At 73.5% G+C, this 23,115-nt stretch carries 15 protein-coding genes; 7 read left to right on the top strand and 8 right to left on the bottom strand.

Annotation, left to right across the window (positions count from 1 at the left end; translation table 11 throughout):
* Positions 1-21 precede the first annotated feature (21 nt).
* The gene (locus tag ACYU96_RS19450) at positions 22-1,323 is read right to left on the bottom strand and encodes an MFS transporter (RefSeq protein WP_460757402.1); all 1,302 of its coding nucleotides are present in this window, start codon (positions 1,321-1,323) and stop codon (positions 22-24) included.
* Positions 1,324-1,726: 403 nt separating this feature from the next.
* On the opposite strand from ACYU96_RS19450, the gene ACYU96_RS19445 reads away from it, so the two are divergent.
* Positions 1,727-2,605 carry an LLM class flavin-dependent oxidoreductase gene (locus ACYU96_RS19445; RefSeq protein WP_460757400.1) on the top strand — a complete coding sequence of 293 codons (879 nt, stop codon included), beginning with the start codon at positions 1,727-1,729 and terminating at the stop codon, positions 2,603-2,605.
* Between the two features lie 119 nt (positions 2,606-2,724).
* Complete coding sequence (locus ACYU96_RS19440) at positions 2,725-3,324, top strand: pentapeptide repeat-containing protein (protein WP_460757397.1); 600 nt, start codon at positions 2,725-2,727, stop codon at positions 3,322-3,324.
* A gap of 24 nt (positions 3,325-3,348) precedes the next feature.
* On the opposite strand, the gene hutI is transcribed toward ACYU96_RS19440, so the two are convergent.
* Genes hutI through ACYU96_RS19420 form a run of 4 tightly spaced genes read right to left on the bottom strand, consistent with a single transcriptional unit; the run spans position 3,349 to position 6,888 of the window.
* Complete coding sequence (gene hutI / locus ACYU96_RS19435) at positions 3,349-4,575, bottom strand: imidazolonepropionase (RefSeq protein ID WP_460757394.1); 1,227 nt, start codon at positions 4,573-4,575, stop codon at positions 3,349-3,351.
* Positions 4,572-5,855: an allantoate amidohydrolase gene (locus ACYU96_RS19430; protein ID WP_460757392.1), complete on the bottom strand. Its 1,284-nt coding sequence runs from the start codon at positions 5,853-5,855 to the stop codon at positions 4,572-4,574. The genes hutI and ACYU96_RS19430 overlap by 4 nt, the downstream gene beginning before the upstream one ends.
* 21 nt (positions 5,856-5,876) lie before the next feature.
* Complete coding sequence (locus tag ACYU96_RS19425) at positions 5,877-6,362, bottom strand: hypothetical protein (RefSeq protein ID WP_460757389.1); 486 nt, start codon at positions 6,360-6,362, stop codon at positions 5,877-5,879.
* A complete protein-coding gene (locus tag ACYU96_RS19420; protein ID WP_460757386.1) occupies positions 6,355-6,888 on the bottom strand; it encodes a DNA/RNA non-specific endonuclease in 534 nt (177 codons plus the stop codon). Before ACYU96_RS19420 ends, ACYU96_RS19425 begins: the two co-directional genes overlap by 8 nt.
* Before the next feature lie 1,229 nt (positions 6,889-8,117).
* Here ACYU96_RS19420 and hutU point away from each other — a divergent pair.
* From hutU to ACYU96_RS19400, 4 genes are all read left to right on the top strand, one after another.
* On the top strand, positions 8,118-9,764 hold the full coding sequence (gene hutU / locus ACYU96_RS19415) for a urocanate hydratase (protein ID WP_460757383.1): 1,647 nt from the start codon (positions 8,118-8,120) through the stop codon (positions 9,762-9,764).
* A gap of 132 nt (positions 9,765-9,896) precedes the next feature.
* Positions 9,897-11,285 carry a formimidoylglutamate deiminase gene (locus ACYU96_RS19410; RefSeq protein ID WP_460757380.1) on the top strand — a complete coding sequence of 463 codons (1,389 nt, stop codon included), beginning with the start codon at positions 9,897-9,899 and terminating at the stop codon, positions 11,283-11,285.
* 177 nt (positions 11,286-11,462) lie between these two features.
* Positions 11,463-14,027 carry an esterase-like activity of phytase family protein gene (locus ACYU96_RS19405; protein ID WP_460757377.1) on the top strand — a complete coding sequence of 855 codons (2,565 nt, stop codon included), beginning with the start codon at positions 11,463-11,465 and terminating at the stop codon, positions 14,025-14,027.
* Positions 14,028-14,255: 228 nt separating this feature from the next.
* Positions 14,256-14,444 carry a PspC domain-containing protein gene (locus tag ACYU96_RS19400; protein WP_460757375.1) on the top strand — a complete coding sequence of 63 codons (189 nt, stop codon included), beginning with the start codon at positions 14,256-14,258 and terminating at the stop codon, positions 14,442-14,444.
* Positions 14,445-14,642: 198 nt separating this feature from the next.
* Here the strand turns inward: ACYU96_RS19400 and ACYU96_RS19395 are convergent, their stop codons facing one another.
* The 3 genes from ACYU96_RS19395 to ACYU96_RS19385 form a co-directional block, all read right to left on the bottom strand.
* Positions 14,643-19,580, bottom strand: coding sequence for a DUF3418 domain-containing protein (locus ACYU96_RS19395; RefSeq protein WP_460757372.1), 4,938 nt, complete (start codon positions 19,578-19,580; stop codon positions 14,643-14,645).
* A gap of 88 nt (positions 19,581-19,668) precedes the next feature.
* Positions 19,669-20,364, bottom strand: a complete 696-nt coding sequence (locus ACYU96_RS19390; protein WP_460757369.1) for an HNH endonuclease family protein — start codon at positions 20,362-20,364, stop codon at positions 19,669-19,671.
* Positions 20,365-20,659: 295 nt separating this feature from the next.
* On the bottom strand, positions 20,660-21,022 hold the full coding sequence (locus ACYU96_RS19385) for a hypothetical protein (protein ID WP_460757367.1): 363 nt from the start codon (positions 21,020-21,022) through the stop codon (positions 20,660-20,662).
* 172 nt (positions 21,023-21,194) lie between these two features.
* On the opposite strand from ACYU96_RS19385, the gene hutH reads away from it, so the two are divergent.
* The gene (gene hutH, locus ACYU96_RS19380) at positions 21,195-22,922 is read left to right on the top strand and encodes a histidine ammonia-lyase (protein WP_460757364.1); all 1,728 of its coding nucleotides are present in this window, start codon (positions 21,195-21,197) and stop codon (positions 22,920-22,922) included.
* Positions 22,923-23,115 lie beyond the last annotated feature (193 nt).

Below are 23,115 nucleotides of genomic sequence, written 5' to 3'. Positions count from 1 at the left end.
GCAGCCGGGCAACCCGCAGGGTCAGACCCGCGCGCCCACGTCCCGCGCCTCGCGGGCGCCTCGCAGCCCCACCAGCAGCCCTGTCAGCAGGTAGATCCCCGTCAGCACCGCGAACGGCCCCGGCGACCAGCCCACGTCGGGCACCACCGCGGCCGCCAGGGCCGCGGCCCCGACGAACGCCGCGTTGTACAGCACGTCGAAGAACGCGAACGCCCGGCCGCGGAACTCGTCGGTCGAGTCCCGTTGCACGATCGTGTCGACGGCGATCTTCGCGCCTTGCGCCGCCATCCCCAGCAGGGCGGCGGCCGTCAGCATCAGGATCAGCCCGGGCTCGGCGGGAACCAGCAGCAGTTGCGACGCCGCTGCCACGACCAGCATGGTCGCGATCCAGCTCTGCGGTGCCATCCGCCGCCCGAGCCACGCCGTCACCACGATCGCGACGCCGCCTCCCACCCCGGTGGCCCCCACCACCTGCGCGAACACCGCCAGTCCAGAGGCCGGGTCACCCGGGTCGGAGAGCAGGTTCCGGGCCATCAGGATCGACGCGATGAACACCACGCCGTAGCAGAACCGGTGCGTCGCCATGGCGAGCAGCGCCTGCCCGGGCGTGCGCCGGGCGCCGAGGTAGCGCGCGCCGTCGACGAGCCCGCGGGCGACGATGACGACCTCGCGCCCCATCCGGCCGGCCGCCGGCGCGACCGGGCCCAGCTCGTCCCTCCGCAGCCGCAGCCCGAGCAGCGACGCGCACCCCACCACGAGCGCCGCGCACGTCAGGGCGGTCGCCTCCTGGAGGCGTCCAGGGGCTGCGACCTGACTCACCAGGAACGCGGCCAGCCCGCCGAGGAACGCCGCTCCCGCGCCGAGGGTCGGTGTCAGGGCGTTCGCCGTGAGCAGCAGCTTCTTGTCCTCGACGACGAGCGGCAGCCCCGCCGACAGTCCTGCCAGCAGGAACCGGTTCACGCTCAGCGCCGCGAGCCCGAGGACATAGATCCACCCGGACACGCCGTCGGACAGCATGAGGGCCGCCATGGCCGCCGTGATCACCACGCGGACCGCGTTGCCGACCACGAGCACCTGCCGTCGCTGCCAGCGGTCGAGGAAGACGCCGGCGAACGGCCCGACCAGCGTGAACGGCGCGAGCATCACCGCGAACGCGCCGGCGATCGCGGGCGCGCTGCCTTGCGACTCCGGCGAGAAGAACAGCAGGTTCGCGAGCCCGACCTGGAACATGCCGTCGCCGGCCTGGGACACGAGCCGCACCGCGAACAGCTTCCGGAACCCGGAGCGGGCGAGCAGCGCGCGGAGCTCGCGGAGGACCGACATGAGTTGAGCGTAGACCGTGTCCTGAGGCCGCCACCGAGTGGGCGAAAACGGCGACTTACCGCCGAGTAACGGGTCTCCCGGCACTCGTTGTGAGCATCGTCGGGGTGCTAGAGTCCGGCCGTTCAGCCAAAGGAGGCTTGCAGATGTTTGCACTTGACAGCACTGGCCTGATCGCGGTCGGAGTGATCGCGATCGTCATCGTCGGCCTCGCGGTCGGCGTGACAGCACTGGTCGCATTGATCTCGAAGCGGGTCCGGAAGTAGCGGAACCGCGCCCTGACCGGGGTGGTTCATTGCCGCACCGCACCGCCCCGGGCAGGGTACGTGCCGTGCCGTTGGTAGCGCTTTCACGCCCCCGGCCGACCGCAGGATCGCTGTCAGTCACCCTGCGTAGCCTGTGATGCATGACCACACTCGGGTGCGCACTTCTACCGACCTTCTCGCCACAGCAGTACCTTCCGATCGCCCGCGCCGCCGACGACGCCGGCCTGGCGGAGATCTGCCTCTGGGAGGACTGCTTCAAGGAGACCGGGATCGCCGCCGCGGGCGCGATCCTCGCCAGCACGGCCAACGTCCGGGTTCAGCTCGGCGTGCTGCCGGTGCCGCTGCGGAACGTGGCGCTGACCGCGATGGAGATCGCCACGCTGGAAGGGATGTTCCCGGGGCGGCTGGAGCCCGGCGTCGGGCACGGGGTGCAGAGCTGGATGGAGCAGGTCGGGGCGCGCGTGTCGTCGCCGCTCACGCTGCTGCGCGAGTACGCCACCGCCCTGCGAGGGCTGCTCGCGGGGGATCGGCTGAACGTCGCGGGGCGTTACGTGACGCTCGACGACGTCGCTCTCGACTGGCCGCCCGCCGCCACCCCGCCGGTGATCAGCGCGGCCACCGGCCCCAAGACGCTGAAGCTCGTCGGTGAGGTGGCCGACGGTGTCGCGCTGGACGGTGGCAACGGCCTGACCAGGCTGCGGTCCGCCGTCGAGACGGTGAAGCAGGCGTACGACGACGCCGGGCGCACCGACGACTTCAAGATCGTCATCTCCGTGGCGGCGGCCACCGGACCCGACTCCGCCCAGCGCGTGCGGGACTGGCTGCCCACCTGGGACCTGCCCGACGAGCCGGAGGAGTACTGCGTCTGGGGCGACTCCGCCGCGGAGATCGCCGACGGCCTGCGGAAGTTCGCCGACCTGGGCGCGGACACGATCAACGTCCAGCCCCTGGAGTCCGAGCCGGACCCGGAGGGCCTGGTGGCCTTCCTGGGGAAGGAGGTGCGCCCGTTGCTGGCGTGAGTGGAGGGCGTCGGCGGAATGCTTTCTCGACCATGTCCGCTTCCGGCACGCTCCTGGCCTGAGCGGCTGGCGCGCATCGTGGCGGTTCGATGTCGGAGAGCCCGGTTAGGGTCGCCGGCATGGGTGACATCGAGGCGGTCGGCCGGGTCGACGGCGAGGACTGGTACGCGCGTGACCTCTCCGGAGGGCGGTGGAATGACGTCATCTTCGTGGACGTCGATCTCACCGAGGCGTCCGGCGTCGGCGCGACGTTCGAGGAGTGCATCTTCCGGGGCGTGAAGTTCAACGCGGCGTCGTTCACCGAGTGCGCGTTCACGGCCTGCGTCTTCGACCGCTGCAACCTCTTCGACGTGACGTTCGAACGCTGCAAGATGGTGGGCTCGGTGTTCAGCAACTCCAAGCTGGACCTGCTCGAGGCGATCCGGGGCAACTGGTCTTTCGCCGATCTGACCAGGGCTGACGTCCGCTCGGCACGGTTCGAGGGCACCAGGTTCCGCGAGGCGAACCTGCGTGAGCTCCAGGCTCGGGGCGCCGTGTTCACGGGCTGCGACCTGTCCGGCGCGGACCTGGAGCTGGCCGACCTCGCGGATGCCACCCTCGTGGGCAGCGACCTGTCGTCGCTGGACCCGCGGACCGCCACGCTCGGCGGCGCGATCATCACCCCGGACCAGGCGACCGTGCTGATCGAGGCCCTGGGCCTGGTGGTCCGGCCGGACTGACCGGACGCAGGTGTCCCGGGCGTCTCAGGTCCACTCCCCGCCGAGCATCGTCGCCGTCACCAGCGGCACGCCCGGCCGGTACGCCAGGTGGAGGTACGACGGCGCGTCCAGCACCGCCAGGTCCGCACGTGACCCGGGGCCCAGCCACCCGACGTCGTCCCGCCGCAGCGCCGCAGCGCCACCGGCCGTCGTCGCCCACAACGCCTCCGCGGGGGACATCCGCATCTCCCGTACCGCCAGGGCCAGCGCGAACGGTATCGACGACGAGAACCCCGACCCCGGGTTGCAGTCGGTGGCGATCGCGACGGTGACGCCGGCCCTGAGGAACCGGCGCGCGTCGGGGTAGGGCTGCCGGGTCGAGAACTCGATCGACGGGAGCAGCGTCGCGACGACGCCCGAGTCCGCAAGGTTCCGCAGGTCGTCGTCGGAGGCGAACGTGCAGTGGTCCGCCGAGGCCGCGCCGACCTCGCACGCCACCTCGATGCCCGGCCCGTGTCCGAGCTGGTTCGCGTGGACCCGCGGCTGGAGGCCGGCGACGGTCCCCGCGCCCAGGATCGTGCGCGCGGCGTCCGCCCCGAACGCTCCGCGCTCGCAGAACACGTCGACCCAGCGGGCGTACGGGGCGCAGGCGTCAAGCATGTCGCCGGTGACCAGGTTGACGTACTCGGCCGGGTCGGTGTCCGGCGGCACCACGTGCGCTCCGAGGAACGTCGTCTCGGGCGTGACCTCGCGCGCGATCCGCAGCGCCCGTGCCTCCTGATCGACGCCGAGCCCGTACCCCGACTTGATCTCGACGGTGGTGGTGCCCTGCCGGTGCATCTCGGCGACGAGACGCCGGGCGTTCGCCAGCAGCTCCTCGTCCGGCGCCGCGCGCGTGGCCTCCACCGTGGTCCGGATCCCGCCCGCGGTGTACGGAGCGCCGGTCATGCGGGCCTCGAACTCGGCGGCCCGGTCACCCGCGAAGACGAGATGCGCGTGCGAGTCCACGAACCCGGGGATCACGGCGCGCCCCCGGAGGTCGCGCACCTCGTCCGCGGCGGGCGCGGCTGCCGCGGCCCCGGTCCACGCGACGAGCCCGTCGTCGTCGACGACCACGGCGGCTTCCCGCACGATCCCGAGCAGGTGTCCGGCACCACTCCCTGCCGAGGCGGTGCTCTCCCCGGCCGGGCCACCCTCTCGGGGGGAGGAGGGGGCACCGTGGACCGGGTCGTTGGTGACCAGCTCGCCGATGTTGGTCAGGAGGAGGCTCATCGCGTGGCTCCCTCGGGGGAGGCCGTCGCGGGCGCGGTCGTGATCAGGTTCGCGAGGGTGTCCGCCAGAGCCTGCACGCCCACGAGCGCGTCGGCGACGGTGATCGACTCCTCCGGCGAGTGGGAGACGCCGGTCTCGTTCCGCACGAACAGCATCGCGGTCGGAATGCCGGCCTGCTGGAGGATCCCGGCGTCGTGCCCGGCTCCGGTCGGGATGACGGGGATCGCGGCCGTCCCGCTGCCGAGCGCGCCGGCCAGGCGGCTCGTGAGGGCCGGGTCGAAGACGACCTCGCCCGAGACGGACTCTGTGGTCACCTCGAGGGTCGTCCCGTCGTCGGCCGCCCGGGCGCGGGCGGTGTGCTCGACCTCGGCGAGCAGTTCCGCGAGCTCGTCGCCGGTCGACGCGCGTGCATCCAGCCAGGCGCTGACCCGCGACGGGATCGCGTTGGTGCCGTTGGGTCGCACGTCGAGGCGTCCGAACGTCGCCCGCCGGACCGCGTCGCCGACGCCGTCGCGGGAGCGGGCTGCGGTGTCGGCCGCGAGCGACGTCGCGGCGTAGGTGAGCATCGGGTCTCGCCGGTCGGCCATGCGGGTGGCGCCGGCATGGTCGGCGTGGCCGCAGAAGTCGAACCGGTAGCGGCCGTGCGGCCAGATGGCGCTCGCGAGACCGACCGGCTCGTCGTCGCGCAGCACCAGGTCGCGGCCCTGCTCGCAGTGGAGCTCGACGAAGCAGGAGACGCCGTCGAGCAGGCTCCCGCCGTCGCTCCCGGCGTCGCTCCCGGCGATGACGTCGGCGAGCGCGATCCCGTCCCGGTCGCGGAGCTCGCGCGCGTGGGTCCAGCTCGTCAGCCCGGTCGCGAGACGTGACCCGAGGCAGGCGAGTCCGAACCGGGAACCTTCCTCCTCGGCGAAGACGCCGATGCCGAGCGGGACGCGAGGCACGACTCCGCGGTCCCGCAGCACGTCGATCGCGGCGAGGGCGGAGACGACGCCGAGCGGCCCGTCGAACGCGCCGCCGTCCAGCACGGAGTCCAGGTGCGACCCGGTGAGAACGGCGTTTCGGCGGGGGCCCGGCGGCGCGCCGCCGGCGTCGGGATCCCACCAGGCGATGGTGTTGCCGAAGCCGTCCGACTCCACGTCGAGTCCCCTGACCCGTGCCGCCTCCTCGAACCAGGCGGCCGCCTCGCGCTCCGCGCTCAGGAACGGCTGCCGGAAGTACCCGCCGGTGCGGGCGGACCGGCCCAGGGGCAGGAGCGCGCGCCACATCTCTTCAAAGCTCACGCTCCATTGGACCATCCGACGTCAGCCCTGGGCGGCGGCCAGCTCCGCCTGGAGCCAGGGCGGCGTGCTGTCCGGGTCGCGGGGGTACTTGTGCAGGTCCTTGGCGTAGAGGTGCGGCCTCGGGGCGTCGCTCCAGGCGGGCGGGTCGTCGAAGTTGAAGGCGACGTCCACCGTCGTCGGCCCCTCGGTTCCTGCCGTCCTGCGCACCGTCAGCTCCATCGAGAGCCAGGTCCCGGCCCCGGGCCGGTACATCACGTCGCGCAGCTCCTTGACCAGCCTGCTGGTCGAGCGGTCGGGCAGCCGGGAGCGGTCCTCACCGGACGGGCCCTCCACCACCATCTTCGTCTCCCCGTACGGCGCCAGCCTGCGGACCTGTAGTGTCGCCGATTCCCAGGCGGCGTCGACCGACGCGCTCCGGGCGACTGCCCGGGCGATCTCCTGGACGAGCTCACCCTGACGGACCGCCGGTGGTACCTGCTCGTCGGGCTCTGCCGGGATGTCAGACATTGTCGAACTCCTTCCTCTCGGCCTCACCGTCGATCGAGTATTCGACGGCGATCGTGCTGGGCACCGGACTCTCGCCGCTGTACTCGGGGAAGAGGTGCAGCTCGACGTCCGGTGGTGGCTCCGCGTCCAGCTCCTCCCGCAGGCGCGTCTCCAGTGTGTAGTAGGTGTCGCCGGCCCCGCGGTTCACCTCCTCGAGCATGGGCACGAGGTTGATGTCCTCCGGGCCGCCGCCGAACGCGTTGCCGACCAGGTGACCGCCGTCGTACCCGTCGCCGCCGAGGTCGCCGATGCGCTGCTGGATGCTCGACGACCGGTCGGCGTCGCCGAGCTCGAGATCCGCCACGTGGACCTCGACGGTGCGGGCCGCGTCGTCGGTGACGAACACGTGGTCGTCGCCGACGACATAGGTGGTGGCGGGCTGCGGCTCGATGAGGTCGTAGTTCAGGTCTCCCGTGCGCCCGTAGTCGGCTTCGACGTGCGTGACACGTCCTGAGCCGTCCGTGTAGAACGTCCCGCGGCCGTCCACGTCGTAGGCGGTGTGCGGTTGCGAGGCCGTCGGACGCCCCGAAGGCGGTACGGGCCGACGGCGGCTCCGCCTCCAGGGTCTGTTCCACCTCGGGCGGCGGGTACGCGTCGGAGCCGTGTTCGTGGGCGCTGTCGTCGTCGGTGGCGGCGTCACGGGCGCCGTCACGCAGGCCGCTGTCACCCGCACCGGCGTCACCGCCGTCCGCGCCCTGTCCGTCCGGGCCGACGGTGAACGACACCGGCTGGATCCCGGCCCCGGCCGGACCCCCACCCAGTGCGGCGCCCGGCACGCCAGGTCCGCCCACAGCCGGTCCGCCCACCCCGGAGAAGCCGTCCGACGTCGTCTCCTGGTCCGTGGCGTTCTCGCGGACCCTGCCGGCGACCGCGCTCAGGGCAGTCGCCGTCTCCCGGAGCCGGGCCGCGTGGAGCCCGTCCCACTCTGCGCGGAACTCCTCGGCGTCGGGCCCGTTCCAGCCGCCCGGGTCCGGGATCGCCGACTCGACGGTCGTCACGACGTCGTCCAGCGACTCGCTTCCCTGATCGATCCGGTCGGCCAGCAGACGCAGCGCCTCGACGTCGGCACCGAGCATCGTTCCGCTCACAGCTGTCCTCCTGGGACGGTTGTGTGTCCGCCGCGGTGGCGTCTCCCCGGAACGGCAGCCCGTTCCTGACGTCGGAACTCAAGCAGCGCACCCGGTACCGCGGGAATGGGGAGACCTCCCCATGGAGAGCCGTGCGGAGGCCGGCGCTGCCGTGCCCCTCGGCATGCCGGATCGTGGTGGCCGACCGGGACCGCGAGTGACAAGCCGAGGGGCACGACGCCGGAAGAATGCGTCGTGCCCCTCGGTACCCACGGCCGGGGAGACAAGGTCTCGACCCGGCCGGTCGGAGGCGGCTGCCCGGACCCAGCACCCGGTCCGGGGTCGCCTCCAGCTCGCAACACGGGGAACTCAACCAGAGTCGGGGACGACGGGGAATGGGCAGGGCTCCCCATCGGCGCCCCTTGTCCACATCGCGCCGGAGCGCTATGGCAGGTCCGCCGCCAGCCGGCTCGCCGGCAGCAGCCCTTGCCCGCCGGGCGCAGCCCTTCCTCGCCTGCCGACGGCAGTCCCGCACCTCCGCGCCGGCGCGCCGGCCGGGACCGACGCGACCGACGCGACCCGCGCCTCGACCCGCGCCCCGAGGCGTGCCCGTGCTCCCGCCTCGCCGTCGCCCGCGTAACCTCGCCCCATGGACGGAGCACGCACAGTCCGCGCAACCCGCGGCACCGAACTCACCGCCCGCAGCTGGCAGACCGAGGCCCCCTTGCGGATGCTCATGAACAACCTGGACCCCGACGTCGCGGAACGGCCCGACGACCTCGTGGTCTACGGCGGCACCGGCCGCGCCGCCCGCTCCTGGCCGGCCTACGACGCCATCGTCCGCACCCTCACCGACCTGCGCGAGGACGAGACCCTCCTGGTCCAGTCCGGCAAGCCGGTCGGCGTGCTGACCACGCACGAGTGGGCGCCCCGGGTGCTCATCGCGAACTCGAACCTGGTGGGGGACTGGGCGACGTGGCCCGAGTTCCGCCGCCTCGAACAGCTCGGCCTGACGATGTACGGGCAGATGACGGCCGGTTCGTGGATCTACATCGGTACTCAGGGAATCGTCCAGGGTACGTACGAGACGTTCGCCGCCGTCGCCGAGAAGAAGTTCGGCGGCAGCCTCGCCGGGACCCTCACCCTCACCGCCGGCTGCGGTGGCATGGGCGGCGCGCAGCCGCTCGCCGTCACGCTCAACGGGGGAGTGTGCCTGATCGTCGACGTCGACCGGGGACGCCTCGCCCGGCGCGTCGAGCACCGCTACCTCGACGAGGTCGCCGGTTCCGTCGACGACGGCGTCGCGCGGGCGCTCGCGGCCAAGGCGGAGGGACGCGCCTACTCGGTGGGAGTGGTCGGCAACGCCGCCGAGGTGTTCCCGGACCTGCTGGCGCGGGGTGCGGACATCGACATCGTCACCGACCAGACCTCCGCGCACGACCCGTTGTCCTACCTGCCGGCCGACGTGGCCCTGGAGGACTGGACCGCCGAGGCGGAGAAGGACCCCACCGGTTTCACCGACCGGGCGCGGGAGTCCATGGCCCGGCACGTCGAGGCGATGGTCGGGTTCCAGGACGGCGGGGCCGAGGTGTTCGACTACGGCAACTCCATCCGCGACGAGGCCCGCCAGGGCGGCTACTCGCGCGCGTTCGACTTCCCGGGTTTCGTCCCCGCCTACATCCGGCCGCTGTTCTGCGAGGGCAAGGGCCCGTTCCGCTGGGCCGCCCTGTCCGGCGACCCGAAGGACATCGCCGCGACCGACCGCGCCATCCTGGACCTCTTCCCCGACCACGACCGCCTGCACCGCTGGATCCGCGGCGCGCAGGAGAAGATCGCGTTCCAGGGCCTGCCCGCCCGGATCTGCTGGCTCGGGTACGGCGAGCGGGAGAAGGCTGGTCTCGCGTTCAACGACCTTGTCGCGTCCGGCGAGGTCAGCGCTCCGCTCGTGATCGGGCGCGACCACCTGGACGCCGGGTCGGTCGCCTCGCCGTACCGCGAGACCGAGGCCATGGCCGACGGCTCCGACGCCATCGCCGACTGGCCCCTGCTCAACGCCCTGACCGCCGCGTCGTCGGGCGCCACCTGGGTGTCGTTGCACCACGGCGGCGGCGTCGGCATGGGCAGGTCCATCCACGCCGGCCAGGTCTCGGTGGCCGACGGCACCCCGCTCGCGGCCCAGAAGCTGGCGCGCGTCCTGACCAACGACCCGGCCATGGGCGTCCTGCGCCACGTCGACGCCGGCTACGACCGCGCCACGGAGGTCGCGGAAGCACGCGGCGTCCGCGTCCCCCGGTGACCACCGTCCGCGCGGGCGCCGCGGACGCCATGCTGCGTCGTGGGACCGCAGCCACCACGCACCGTGGTGCTGTCGCCAGGAGAGGTGCCGACGGCGGATCGGCGGGCAGGGGCAGTAGGGGAGGGGTGGAGGATGGGTAGCTGGTGGTGCGAGCAGGCCTGGGTCGGGGGTGACCGGGCCGCCGGTGGCGTGGTGATCCGTACCGAGGGCGGGCGGGTCGCCGAGGTCACCACCGACGTCGCCGCCCCGCCGGCCGGGGCGACGCGCCTGCGCGGACTCACGCTGCCCGCCTTCGCCAACGCCCACTCGCACGCGTTCCACCGCGCCCTGCGCGGCAGGACGCACACGGTGCCCGCCGGAGGCGGCCGTGGCGCGGCCGGGTCGTTCTGGACCTGGCGGGAGCAGATGTACCGCGCGGCCGAGCGGCTCGACCCGGAGTCGTACCACCGGCTGGCGCGGGCCGTCTTCGCGGAGATGGTGCTGGCCGGGTACGGCGTCGTCGGCGAGTTCCACTACCTGCACCACGCCCCCGGCGGGCGGCCGTACGCGGATCCGAACGCCATGGGCCAGGCCCTGGTCGCGGCCGCCGCCGACGCCGGGATCCGGCTCACCCTCCTCGACACCTGCTACCTCATGGCGGGAGTCGACGGTACGCCGCTGTCCGGCGTCCAGCAGCGTTTCGGCGACGACGACGCGGACGGCTGGGTGTCCCGGGTCGAGGCCCTGGCAGCCTCCCGGCCCGGCGGCACGGTCCGGGTCGGTGCTGCCGTGCACTCCGTGCGGGCGGTGCCGGCCGAGGCGATCGGCACCGTCGCGGCCTGGGCGGAACGTCACGGCGCACCGTTGCACGCGCACCTGTCGGAGCAGCCCCAGGAGAACGCCGACTGCCTCGCCGTGCACGGCCGCACGCCGACGGAGCTGCTCGCCGTGCACGGTGCGCTCGGGCCGCGCACCACGGCGGTGCATGCCACGCACCTGACGGCCGGCGACGTCGCACACCTGGCGCAGTCCTCCGCCCGCGCCTGCGTCACCCGCACCACCGAGCGCGACCTGGCGGACGGCGCTCCGGCGCTCGAGGACCTGGTGGCCGCAGGGGTTCCGCTGGCCGTCGGCTCGGACAGCAACGCGGTCGTCGACCCGTTCGAGGAGGTGCGCGGCCTGGAGCTGGACGAGCGGGTCCGCACCCTCGGCAGGGGGCACCTGTCGCCCACGGCGCTCCTGCGGGCGGGAACAGGCGAGGGCTACGCCTCGCTCGGCTGGTCCCGGGCGGACGACGGGATCGGCGTCGGGGACCTGGCCGACCTCACGGTGGTGTCGCTCGACTCGGTCCGCATGGCCGGATGGACCCCGGAGTCCCTGCTCGGTCACACCGTCTTCGCGGCGACGGCCGCCGACATCACGGACACGATCGTGGGCGGCCGGCACGTGGTGCGGGACGGTGCGCACCACTCCGTCCCGGACACCGCGGCCGAGCTCCGGAGGTCGATCGCCGCGCTCGCAGCATCGTCGGGCACACCATGACCGGGCCGGTCACGGAGCAGCACGCGCCACCTGGCGGCCCCCTCCGGCGAGGAACGTCAGAGTGGTCCGCCGGCTCTTGACCTGGGGTGGCCGGCCAGCGCTCCAGTTCATCCGCGCGACACCCTCCGGATGCCCGGCGGCGGCCTGACCGCCACCCCGCCCCATCAGCCTGACCTCGTGCCTACCCCCATACCTCGCACGCGACGCACCGTGGCCTTCATCGCCTCCGGTGCCACCCTCGCGCTCAGCCTGACGGTGCTGGCCCCCGCGTCCGCCGTCGTCCCCGGGACCCCGTCGCCGGCCTCCCACCAGCTGCCTGCCCGCGACTCGGCCCTCGGCCCGGCCACCTTCGGCCCGGCCGGCGGCACGGCGTTCCAGCGTCTCTCCACCTACCCGGTCTTCCAGAACGTGCCGGCCGACGTCGACCCGGCCGACGAGACCGTCGCCGAGATCTCCGCCGTCAGCGAGGACGGCCGCACCGTCGTGTACACCGACGCCGCCGGCCGTCGTATCGGCTTCCTCGACATCTCCGACCCGGGTGCCCCGCGCGGGCTCGGCTCGCTCGGCCTCGCCGAGCTCGGGGACGCGGAGGACGAGCCGACGTCCGTCGCCGTGGTGGGCGACCACGTGCTCGTCGTCGTCAACACCTCGCAGAACCCCACGAACCCGAGCGGACGGCTCGACGTCGTCGACCTCGCGACCCGCACCAAGGTCCGCTCGATCGACCTGGGCGGCCAGCCCGACTCCGTCGCCGTCACGCCCGACGGCACGCACGCCGTCGTCGCCATCGAGAACGAGCGCGACGAGGACGTCCCCGCTGACGACGCCCCGGACGGCGACGACGGTGACCTGCCCCAGGCGCCCGCCGGGTTCGTCCAGGTCATCGACATCCCGGGAGCCGACCCCGCCGGCTGGACCGCTCGCCGTGTCCCGCTCACCGCGCCCGACGGCTCCGCCCTCCCGGTGCTCGCGGACGCGGGGGTGGACACCCCGCAGGACCCCGAACCGGAGTACGTGGCGATCAACCCGGCCGGCACGACCGCCGCCGTCTCCCTGCAGGAGAACAACGCGATCGTGCTGGTCGACATCGCCCCGGGCGAGGTGACGTCGGCGTTCTCGGCGGGGGAGCAGGCGTTGACCGGCGTCGACACGGTCGAGGACGGCGCGATCGACCTCACCGGCACGCTCGACGCGGCGCCGCGCGAGCCCGATGCCATCGCCTGGATCGACGACACCCACCTCGCCACCGCGAACGAGGGCGACTGGAAGGGCGGCACGCGCGGCTGGTCCGTCTTCGACGCCACCACCGGCGAGGTCGCCTGGGACGCCGGGAACACGCTGGAGCACCTGGCGGCGCGCGTCGGCCTGCACAACGACGGCCGCACCGAGAACAAGGGCGTCGAGATCGAAGGGCTCGCGGTCGGCCAGCTGCACGGCGTGCGATACGCGTTCGTCGGGTCGGAGCGGTCGAACTTCGTGGCCGTCTACGACGTGTCCGACGCCGCCTTGCCCCGCTTCGTGCAGGTTCTCGCGACGACGAACGGCCCGGAGGGCCTGCTCCCGGTGCCGGGGCGGGACCTGCTGATCGTGTCGTCCGAGGAGGACTCCGCCGAGGACGGCGTCCGGTCGGCCGTCACCGTCTTCGGCACGGGCCGGCGGTACGCCCGCGACACCGGGACGGATCGCGCCGACGCCACGGGCCGGCGAGGCTCGCACGCGCACTCCTCGTCCGTGACGTTCCCGTCGATCGTGTCCGCCGACGTGGGCGGGACGGCCGGGGCGTCCACGGCGGGCCGGGGCGGCGATCGGCACGTCACCCCGGGCACCCCGATCGGGTGGACGGCGCTCGGCGCCCTGTCGGCTGACCCGGAGGCCGCCGGCCGCCTGTACACCGTGAGCGACTCCGCGAAGACGCCGACGTCGATCTACTCCCTGCGGCTGGACGACGGTCGGCGCGGCCGTCACGGGCACGGGACGGCGGCGCCGGACCCCGCGGTGATCGACAGCGAGCTCACGGTGACCGACGCGGGAGCGCCCGTCGGGCTGGACGCCGAGGGGATCTGGGCGCGGCCCGCGCGTGCCGGCGGCGGGTTCTGGATCGCTTCGGAGGGCAGGACGGGCGCGGAGAACGCGCTGGTGCGGGTCTCGGCAGACGGCGAGGTGCGGGAGCAGGTCGCGCTGCCGGACGCTGTCGCCGCCGGCCTCGGGAAGTGGGGTCTCGAGGGAGTCACCGGGGTCACGGATCGCGACGGCGAGCACCTGTTCGTCGCCCTCCAGCGCGGGCTGACCTCCGACGACGGCCTGGGCGGCTACGCCCGCATCGGACGTTACGACGTGGCGAGCGCGGAGTGGACCTGGTTCGGGTACGAGCTGGAGGAGCCGTCGGCCGACGGCGACTGGATCGGTCTGTCCGAGGTGACCGCCGTCGACCGCGACACGCTCGCGGTGGTCGAGCGAGACAAGCTCAACGGGCCGGACGCCGCGCTCAAGGCCGTGTACACGGTGGACCTGCCGGCCACCGACCCGGCTCCGGGCGAGGTCGCGATGCTGGAGAAGGACCTGACGATCGACGTCCTCCCGGCCCTGCGGGCGACCAACGGCTGGACCCAGGAGAAGCTCGAGGGCCTCACGATCGGCGGTGACGGCCACGTCTACGCCGTGACCGACAACGACGCCCTGGCGGACGCTACGGGCGAGACGGTCTTCCTGGACCTCGGCAGGGCCCGGCGCCTGTTCCGCTGATGGGCCGGTGGGCCGGTGGGCCGGCGGGCCAGCGGTTCGATGACCCGGCGGCCCGGCCGCGCGCCGAGTCGGGCCGGGGCCTCGCACGATCTCTTGCGAGGCCCCGGCCCGGCAGGGCCGTCACCCTCCGAGGTTGACAGATGTCCCCCCGGAGGCGGAGGGCAGATCAGGGGAGAACCGGGGGACTACCCGATATCGCCGGGCACCTGCGCGGCATAGCGTGGAGTCATGACCACGCAGACACTTTCTCGCCCTCGCCAGGGCCGCATGATCGCCGGGGTGTGCGCAGGCATCGCGAGGCGCTTCGGGTGGAACGCCACCCTGCTGCGCGTGCTCGTCGTTGCCTCCATCCTGCTTCCGGGCCCGCAGGTCCTGGCTTACATCATCTTCTGGATCCTCATGCCCAACGACGACTGACGACGTTCACGCGCCCGCCAGGGCTCCACAGGAAACGGCGTCCGCATGATGACCGGTCCGCGATCGGTCTTCCCGTGAGCGGTCGGTCCGTCCGTGAGTGATCGGCACGTTGATTTGCCGATCGCTCACGGACGGACCGACCGCTGACCGACGCGCCGATCACTCCCGGACCGGCCGATCGTGTGCCGGACCGGTCCGTCACCAGCCTGTCGGGGCGAGCACCTTGCGGATGCGCTTCTCGCTGACCGGGCCGTCCGTGCCCAGCTGCTGGGCGAACAGGCTCACCCGGAACTCCTCCAGCATCCAGCGGATCTCCGCCAGCTCCGCGGCGCGCGCCGCGTCGGGGGTGCCGGCCGCGTACGTCGCGCGCGCCTTCTCCCACGCCTGCGTCACGTCGCCGACCCGCCAGGCGAGGTCGGCGTCGCGATGCGGGTTCTCGCTCGCCTTCGCCAGCCGGTGCGACGCCGCGCGCAGGTAGCGCACCAGATGCGGCAGCCGGCGCGGCGGCGTCGCCGACACGAAGCCGTCGTGGACGAGCCCTGCCGCGTGCTCGCGCAGGTCCTGCAGCACCTGGAGGAGCGCGAGGCTGGACTGGTTCCGGATCTCGCCCTCCAGCGCCCGGTGCGCCGACAGCGCCGCCACCACGTGCCCGACCACCCGGTACACCTCGTCCTCGAGGTGCTGCCGCACGTGATCGCGCGCCGCCTCGAAGTCGGCCGCGCCACGGATCGTGGCCGCGTCGGGCCCGTCGGGCGGGGTGTCGTACCGCCGTTCGCCGTCCGGAACGGTCAGGCCGACGACGGCGGCCAGCTGGAGATCCGTGACCAGCGCGTCCGTGTCGCGGTACGGGCTGGACGCCATCGTGAGCGACTGCGTGGCCGACCAGCGCGACGTGATCCGCGCCGTCGGCAGCGCCGTGGCCCGCAGCAGCAGGCGCCGCACCCCGGCGGCGTGCGCTGCGTCCCGCGCCGACTCGTCCGCCAGGATGCGCAGGGCGACGACGGTCGCCCGCGGCTTGCCCTGCACCTTCGGCCCGCGCTCCGCCACGAGCGCGGGGTACCCGCGCACGACGACGCCACCGCCGACGTCCGTGGCCAAGACCTCAGGCAGCACCCCGCCGTCCAGCCCTTCGGGCCACCCGACGAGCTCCTCCCGCTCGGCCACGAGGGTTCCGTCCGCGGCTCCCGTGCCGCTCCCGGCCCGTTCGCCTCCTGGGCCTCCTGGGCCTCCTGGGCCACCTGGGCCGCCGGGGGCACCAGGGCCACCCCCGGCCGCCGCCCCCGCCCCCGCGCAGGCCCCCGGCTCGCGTGGCAGCCCCACCGCGCCGGGACGCGCTGCCCCGGCGGGACCGTCCCGAGGCGGCGTCGTGGCCGTCGGAGCGGTTGCGTCGGCGTTCGCCCGGGCTTCCGCGAGCGCTTGGCCCACGGCGCCCCGGACCGCCGAGCGGACCGCGGACTCCGCGCGTCTCGCCAGCTTGCGCTGGAGCACCAGGAGGTCCTTCGACTCCTCCAGGACGACGGCGTTCCCGTCGTCCCGGGCGTCGCTTCCCGCGCTGCGTCCCGGGCTCCGTCCGCGCCCCTGCTTCCCGCGCCGGCCGTCGCCACGTCCGTCGCCGCGTCCGTCGTTGCCAGGTCCGTCGTTGCCAGGTCCCGCGTCGCCACGTCCGGCGTCGTCCCCGGAGCCGCGCGGTTCGAAGACGCGGAACGTCATGCGCAGGTGGTCCGGGAGGCGTTCCACCCGTTCCGGTGTCCAGACGTCGTCCGGGACCATGATCCCGCGCACCGCCAGGACGGCGCGGGAGAAGGCGGCGGTGAACGGTTCGGCCATGTCGCCGGCACGGGTCATGTCCTCCCAGGCCGGGAGCTCGGCGCGCAGCCACGCCGCGATCTCGCGGGCGCAGTCGGGCGCTGGCACCAGGTCGCGGCGCACGGGCTTGGGGAGGGACTTGATGGTGGCGACGCACAGTTCTTCGAGCAGCCCGGGCACCATCCAGTCGAACCCGTCGGGCACGACGCGCGGCAGCACGGACACCGGGATGTGCACGGTGACGCCGTCGGCCCCGGAGCCGGGCGCGAACTGGTACGTGAGCGGCAGCGACAGGTCGCCCTGCGGCCAGGTCTCGGGGAACGCGTCGGTGTCCACGGACGCGTCGCCGACGAGCAGGTCCATGGTGAAGGTGAGCAGGTCGGGCTGATCGCGCCGCGTCGCGTTCCACCACTTGTCGAAGTGCGCCGCGGAGACGACGTCGTCGGGGACGCGCTCGTCGTAGAAGGCGAAGAGGTCGTCCTCGGACGCGACGATCCCGCGCTGCCGGGTCCGCGCCTCGAGCTCGCCCGCCTCGTCGAGCAGACGCCGGTTCTCGGCGAAGAACCGGTGTCGCGTGGTCCACCCGCCCTCGACGAGCGCGTTCCGCAGGAACATCTCGCGGGCGGCCTCCGGGTCGACGCGCGAGTACAGCACCGTGCGGTCCGCGACGATCGGCACCCCGTACAGCAGCACCTTCTCCGTGCACATCGCGGCGCCGCGCTTCGTCGACCAGTGCGGCTCGGAGTAGGTGCGGCGCGCGAGCGGCCCGGCCAGGTCCTCCGCCCACTCGGGCTTGATCCGGGCGACGTCGCGCGCCCACAGCCGTGACGTCTCCACCAGCTCGCCGGCCATGATCCACACCGGGGGCTTCTTGCTCAGCGGCGACCCCGGGAAGATCGCGAACCGTGCCCCGCGCGCGCCGACGTACTCGTTGCGTGCCTGCTTCGTCGCGCGCTTGATCGCGCGCTCGCGCGCCTCGCCCCGCAGGTGCGCGACGGCGGACGCCTTCACCTCTCCGGTGTCCTGCATGCCGATGTGCGAGAGCAGCCCGGCAAGCAGCGCCCGGTGGATGGTGTCCCCGTCCCAGGAGCTCGCGGCCGACGACGTGGCCGCTCCCGTCTCTGCCGCATCCGCCGGCCGGGCCGGTGCCGCACGCGTGGAGCCCACCGCCGCGGCGGACGGGGCCTGCTCGCCGGACGGGGTCCTGCGAGGCTTGTAGGCCATGTCGATCCCGAGCGGCTTGCTCATCTCCCGCAGCTGCGCCACGACGTCCTGCCACTCGCGGATCCGCAGGAAGTTGAGGTATTCCGACTTGCACAGCCGGCGGAACGCCGAGCCGGACAGCTCGTGCTGCCTCTCCCGCACGTACTCCCAGAGGTTCAGGTACGTGAGGAAGTCCGAGCCGGGGTCGCGGAACCGCGCGTGCTGCTGGTCCGCCTGCTCCCGTTGCTCGGCGGGCCGTTCGCGCGGGTCCTGGATCGACAGCGCGGCCGCGACGATCGCGACCTCCCGCGCGACGCCGAGCTTGTCGCCCTCCACGACCATGCGGGCCAGCCGCGGGTCCATCGGGAGCTGCGCGAGCAGGCGGCCCACCGGTGTGAGCCGGGTGTGCCCGCCCCCCGCGCGCCCGGAGCCGCCGCGCCCGGGTCCGTCGTCGGACAGCTCCAGCGCGCCGAGCTCCGTCAGGAGCTGCACCCCGTCGCGCACCGCGCGCGTGTCCGGCGGCTCGACGAAGGGGAACCGGGCGACGTCGTCGGGCGACTCGGCGACGCCCACCGACACCATCTGCAGCAGCACGCTCGCCAGCGAGGTGCGCAGGATCTCCGGCTCGGTGAACTCCGGCCGGCTCTGGAAGTCGTCCTCGGAGTAGAGCCGGATCGCGATGCCGTCCGCGACGCGGCCGCAGCGGCCCGCGCGCTGGTTCGCGCTCGCCTGCGACACCGGCTCGATCGGCAGCCGCTGCACCTTGGTCTGCTTCGACCAGCGGCTGATCCGCGCCGTCCCGGGGTCCACGACGTACCGGATGCCAGGCACGGTCAGCGACGTCTCTGCCACGTTCGTGGCCAGCACGATCCGCCGGTGCGAGTGCTGCTGGAACACCCGGTGCTGCTCCGCGCTGCTCAGCCGGGCGTAGAGCGGCAGGATCTCCGTGTACTGCGGGTGGCGAGGGTCCGCAGCCCGTTCGCGCAGGTGGCCGGCGAGGGCGTCGGCGGCGTCGTGGATCTCGCGCTCGCCGGAGAGGAAGACGAGGATGTCGCCGGGTCCCTCGCGGCCGAGCTCGTCGCAGGCCTCGACGATCCCCGTGACCAGGTCCTTCTCGTCCTTCCGGCCGGCTCCGCCGCGCTCGGCAGACCTCGTCCCGCGGCCTGTGGCGCCGCCGCGGGGGTGACCCGCGCCCGGCGTGCCACGGGTGCCCCGGGTGGACCCGCCGGCCCGGGAGCGCGGCGCGCCGTGCTCGCCGTCGCCGTCCTCGTCGGCCCCGGTCTGCCGGTCCTCCGGGACGAGCGGGCGGTACCGCACCTCGACCGGATATGTCCGCCCCGAGACCTCGACCACGGGTGCCTGACCGGGCAGGACGTCGACGACGGCGGCGGGCGCGCCTCCGCCCTCCGCCAGGGAGGCGGGGGAGAAGTGGCGCGCGAACCGCTCGGAGTCGATCGTCGCGGAGGTGATGATGAGCTTCAGGTCTGGACGCTGCGGGAGCAGCCGGGCCAGGTAGCCGAGCAGGAAGTCGATGTTGAGCGACCGCTCGTGGGCCTCGTCGACGACGATCGTGTCGTAGGCGAGCAGCTTCGGGTCCCGCTGGATCTGGGCGAGGAGGATGCCGTCCGTCATGACCTTGACGAGGGTGTTCTCGGTCGACCTGTCGGTGAACCGCACCTGGTAGCCGACGGTGTCGCCGAGGTTCGTGCCCAGCTCCTCCGCGATGCGCTCCGCGACGCTGCGCGCGGCGATCCGACGGGGCTGCGTGTGCCCGATCTGGCCGCTGCGGCCGCGTCCGAGGTCGAGCAGGATCTTGGGGATCTGCGTGGTCTTCCCGGAACCGGTCTCGCCGGCGACCACCACCACCTGGTTGTCCGCGATGGCCCGGGCGATGTCGTCGCGCCGGGCGGAGACGGGCAGCTGCTCCGGGTACGCGATCGGCGGGACGACGACGGCCGCGCGCTTCGCGGCCGCCGCCTCGAGCTGGGCGGTCGAGACCTGGGTGGCGTGCTGCGGTCGGCGGTTGCCGGAACGCCGCCGGCCCGAGCCCCGGCCGCGGTTCCGGTGCCCGCCCGGGCGGCTTCGGTCGCCGTCGGGCACGGGGGCGGAGGAAGGCTCGGTACTCACAACCCCTCATTGTCCCAGGACCGGCAAGGTGATTTCCGCGGACCTGCCTCCCCGGCAACGTCGACGGCCCCGCGGTGTCGCGGACCGGTCAGTACGAGCAGGTGCTCAGGTAGCCCTGGACGGCCGCCTTCTCCGCCGAGTCGATGGTGAGGTTCCAGCGGGACTTGGTGTGGATCCACATCTTCGCGTAGGCGCAGCGCTTGGCGGCCAGCGGCGGCACCCACTCGGCCGGGTCGCCGTCGCTCTTGGACCTGTTGGACGACGCCGACACCGCGATGAGCTGCGGGCCCGTCAGGTCGTTCGCGAAGCTCTCCCGTTCGCCGGTGGTCCAGGCGCTCGCGCCGGACGCCCAGGCCTCGGCCAGCGGCACCATGTGGTCGATGTCGAACTCCGACGGGTCGGTGGTGGTCACCCCGTCGTACTGGCTGGTCCAGCTGCCCGACGTCGGGTAGCAGTCGCTGCCGACCTCCACGCCCTCGCCGTCGCGCTGGAGCACGACCTCGCGCGTGTTGCAGCTGTCGCCCTGGTTGCTCCAGTGCGGGAAGAGGTCGCGGTCGTAGCTGTCCCCGTCGCTCTCGGGCTGCACCGTGAGCCCGTCGAGCTCGGACTGCACCTGCTCCTTGGACGGGATGTCCGGCGGGTAGGCCTGCGCGTCCTCCGGCACCGCGACCGTGGCGACGGCGAGGAGTGCGGCGAGGGCCGCGCCGAGCGCGACCCGGAGCCGGGCCCCGCTCAGGGTGCGCGGGTTCGTGGGCGACGTCGTAGCGGGACGGGGCTGCGTCATTGGGGGTCCCTTCCGAGAACGGTGCAGGTGCTCTGCCGTTCCCGATGGTGGTCCCGCCGTGTGTCGTTCCGATGACCTATGGGTGAAAAATATGGATATTCTGCACGGCTAGTGAGGTACCCGGGATCCGGCGGACGCCCAGTTCGCAGGCCGGATCTGCCGCGGAGCACGCGTGCAGCAGAACGCCCCCGCCGACCCCGAGCCGCGGGGTCGGCGGGGGCGCTGCGGACGCGGCGCTCGCGCGGCCAGGGGTCGGCGTGACCGCCGGACGTCGCCCACCTGCGCCGCGTCCGTCCTACATGCCGGAGCGGCCGGCCTCGATGCCCAGCCAGAACCCGAGGCCCACCAGGGCCAGCGAGCCGATGGTGGACACGATCGCCAGGACGAGGCCCCACTTGGCGAGGAAGAGGTCGAAGCCCTCCTTGCCGGCCCGGCCGACGGCGACGCCGTTGACGATCACGCCGACGATCGGGATGTAGGCCATGAAGAAGCCCACCAGGCTGAAGACGACCGTGTTCGGGTCCTCGTACTCCTCCTCGGTCTCCGTGGCGTCGCTCTCGGTCGCCTCGGTGAGGGCGTCGGAGATCTTCGAGGCGACGGTGTCGTCCTCGCTGTTCGTGGGTTCGGGGGTGTTGGTCTCGGTGTCAGGGGAGGTCATGCGAAAGGTGCTCCTCGAACGGGGGACCACATAGGGTCCTGTGGTTGGTAGCTAGGACCGTTGCGTCCCATCGGTCGGCCATATTGTGATGTATCAGGTATAGGCAGCGCCAGGTTAGTAGTCCCCGGGGCAACCGCGTCACCACGCCCGACGACGCGGCAGACTGGGCCTCATGACCACGTCACACGCAACGGCCCACCCGGCGACCCCGGGGCCCGGGCCGGCGACTCCTGCCGGCGCCCGTCCGACCAGCGCTGATCTGACCACCGTCGATCTCACCGGCGACCCGCTCACCGCAGAGCAGGTGGTCGCCGTCGCCCGTCACGGGGCCCGCGTCACCATCACCGACGACGCCCACGCACGCATGGCCGCGACCCGGCAGATCATCGACGACCTCGCCCACGACGTCCGCCCCCACTACGGCGTCTCCACCGGGTTCGGCGCCCTCGCACGCACCCACATCCCCCCGGAACGCCGCAGCGACCTGCAGCGCAGCCTCGTCCGCTCGCACGCCGCCGGCGCGGGCGCGGAGGTGGAGACCGAAGTGGTCCGCGCCCTCCAGCTCCTCCGCCTCAACACGCTGGCCACCGGGCGCACCGGTGTCCGCCCGGGGACGGCGCAGGTCTACACCGACATGCTGAACTCCGGGATCACCCCGGTGGTCCGCGAGTTCGGGTCCCTCGGCTGCTCCGGTGACCTCGCGCCGCTGAGCCACGTCGCGCTCGCGGCCATGGGCGAGGGCGACGTGCGCGTGGTGAGCTCGCCCGGCCCGGCCACGGCCGTCGTCGTCCCCGGGCCGCTGCGGCCCGCCGCCGACGCGCTGACCGAGGCCGGCATCACGCCCGTCACCCTCGCGGAGAAGGAAGGGCTCGCCCTCATCAACGGGACGGACGGGATGCTCGGCATGCTCGTGCTCGCCCTGCACGACCTGCGCAACCTCCTGGCCAGCGCGGACATCGCGGCGGCGCTCAGCGTCGAGGCACTGCTCGGCAGCGACGCCCCGTTCGCCGAGGACCTGGTGGCGCTGCGCCCGCACCCGGGGCAGCGGGCGTCGGCCGCGAACCTCCGCGAGATGCTCGCGGGCAGCGGCATCATGGCCAGCCACCGCGAGACCTACGACGACGGCTCGCCCGTCTGCACCCGCGTCCAGGACGCGTACTCCCTGCGCTGTGCCCCGCAGGTGCACGGCGCCGCACGGGACACGCTGGACCACGCGGCGAGCGTCGCGGACCGTGAGCTCACGTCCGCGATCGACAACCCGGTCGTGACGCAGGACGGGCGGGTCGAATCGTGCGGCAACTTCCACGGTGCCCCGGTCGGCTACGCCCTGGACTTCGCCGCGATCGCCGTGGCCGACGTCGCGAGCATCTCCGAGCGTCGCACCGACCGGCACCTGGACAAGCACCGCAACGACGGGCTGCCGCCGTTCCTCGCGCACGAGGCCGGCGTCGACTCCGGGCTGATGATCGCCCAGTACACGGCCGCCGGGATCGTCAGCGAGCTGAAGCGCCTGGCAGCACCCGCCAGCGTCGACTCCATCCCGAGCTCGGCCATGCAGGAGGACCACGTCTCCATGGGCTGGGCGGCTGCGCGCAAGCTGCGCACGGCGGTCCACGGGCTCGCGCGCGTGCTCGCGATCGAGGTCATGACCGCCTGCCGCGCGCTCGACCTGCGCCTCGTCGAGCGAGCGGGCGGCACCGGGACACAGCCCGGCGGCGCACCGTGGGGCCCGGAACGGATCGCCCCGGGGACCCGCGCGGTGCACGACGTCGTCCGCGGGGCCGTGGACGGGCCCGGTGCGGACCGCGTGCTCGCCCCGGAGATCGAGGCCGTGACTGACCTGGTCACCACCGGTGCGCTCGTGGCGGCGGCCGGGCAGGCCGTCGGACCCCTGCGCTGACGGGTGTCCGGAGGGGCCGGCGGAGCCCGTGCCGGTCCGGTCCCGCGCCGGCGCCTACCTGCGCGAAGAGCGGCCCGACGTGCGCGAAGAGCGGCCGCCCTGCCCTTGATCGGTGCGGAGGACGGTGACACGATCGACAGCGGGCCCGGGAGCGCAGGAGGGCGTCCACCCGGGCGAAGTTCGGCCAAGGGCT

It is taken from the genome of Myceligenerans cantabricum (assembly GCF_054777735.1).
The sequence above is the reverse complement of the archived record's forward strand: the minus strand, read 5'-3'. Positions and strand labels throughout refer to the sequence as shown.

What these genes read in the sequence shown, in the direction of transcription:
- ACYU96_RS19445 (WP_460757400.1), top strand. Translation starts at nt 1,727, where the DNA reads ATGACCACACTCGGGTGCGCACTTCTACCGACCTTCTCGCCACAGCAG.
- ACYU96_RS19440 (WP_460757397.1), top strand. Translation starts at nt 2,725, where the DNA reads ATGGGTGACATCGAGGCGGTCGGCCGGGTCGACGGCGAGGACTGGTAC.
- ACYU96_RS19400 (WP_460757375.1), top strand. Translation starts at nt 14,256, where the DNA reads ATGACCACGCAGACACTTTCTCGCCCTCGCCAGGGCCGCATGATCGCC.
- hutH (WP_460757364.1), top strand. Translation starts at nt 21,195, where the DNA reads ATGACCACGTCACACGCAACGGCCCACCCGGCGACCCCGGGGCCCGGG.
- hutI (WP_460757394.1), bottom strand. Translation starts at nt 4,575, where the DNA reads ATGAGCCTCCTCCTGACCAACATCGGCGAGCTGGTCACCAACGACCCG.
- ACYU96_RS19410 (WP_460757380.1), top strand. Translation starts at nt 9,897, where the DNA reads ATGGGTAGCTGGTGGTGCGAGCAGGCCTGGGTCGGGGGTGACCGGGCC.
- ACYU96_RS19450 (WP_460757402.1), bottom strand. Translation starts at nt 1,323, where the DNA reads ATGTCGGTCCTCCGCGAGCTCCGCGCGCTGCTCGCCCGCTCCGGGTTC.
- hutU (WP_460757383.1), top strand. Translation starts at nt 8,118, where the DNA reads ATGGACGGAGCACGCACAGTCCGCGCAACCCGCGGCACCGAACTCACC.
- ACYU96_RS19425 (WP_460757389.1), bottom strand. Translation starts at nt 6,362, where the DNA reads ATGTCTGACATCCCGGCAGAGCCCGACGAGCAGGTACCACCGGCGGTC.
- ACYU96_RS19390 (WP_460757369.1), bottom strand. Translation starts at nt 20,364, where the DNA reads ATGACGCAGCCCCGTCCCGCTACGACGTCGCCCACGAACCCGCGCACC.
- ACYU96_RS19385 (WP_460757367.1), bottom strand. Translation starts at nt 21,022, where the DNA reads ATGACCTCCCCTGACACCGAGACCAACACCCCCGAACCCACGAACAGC.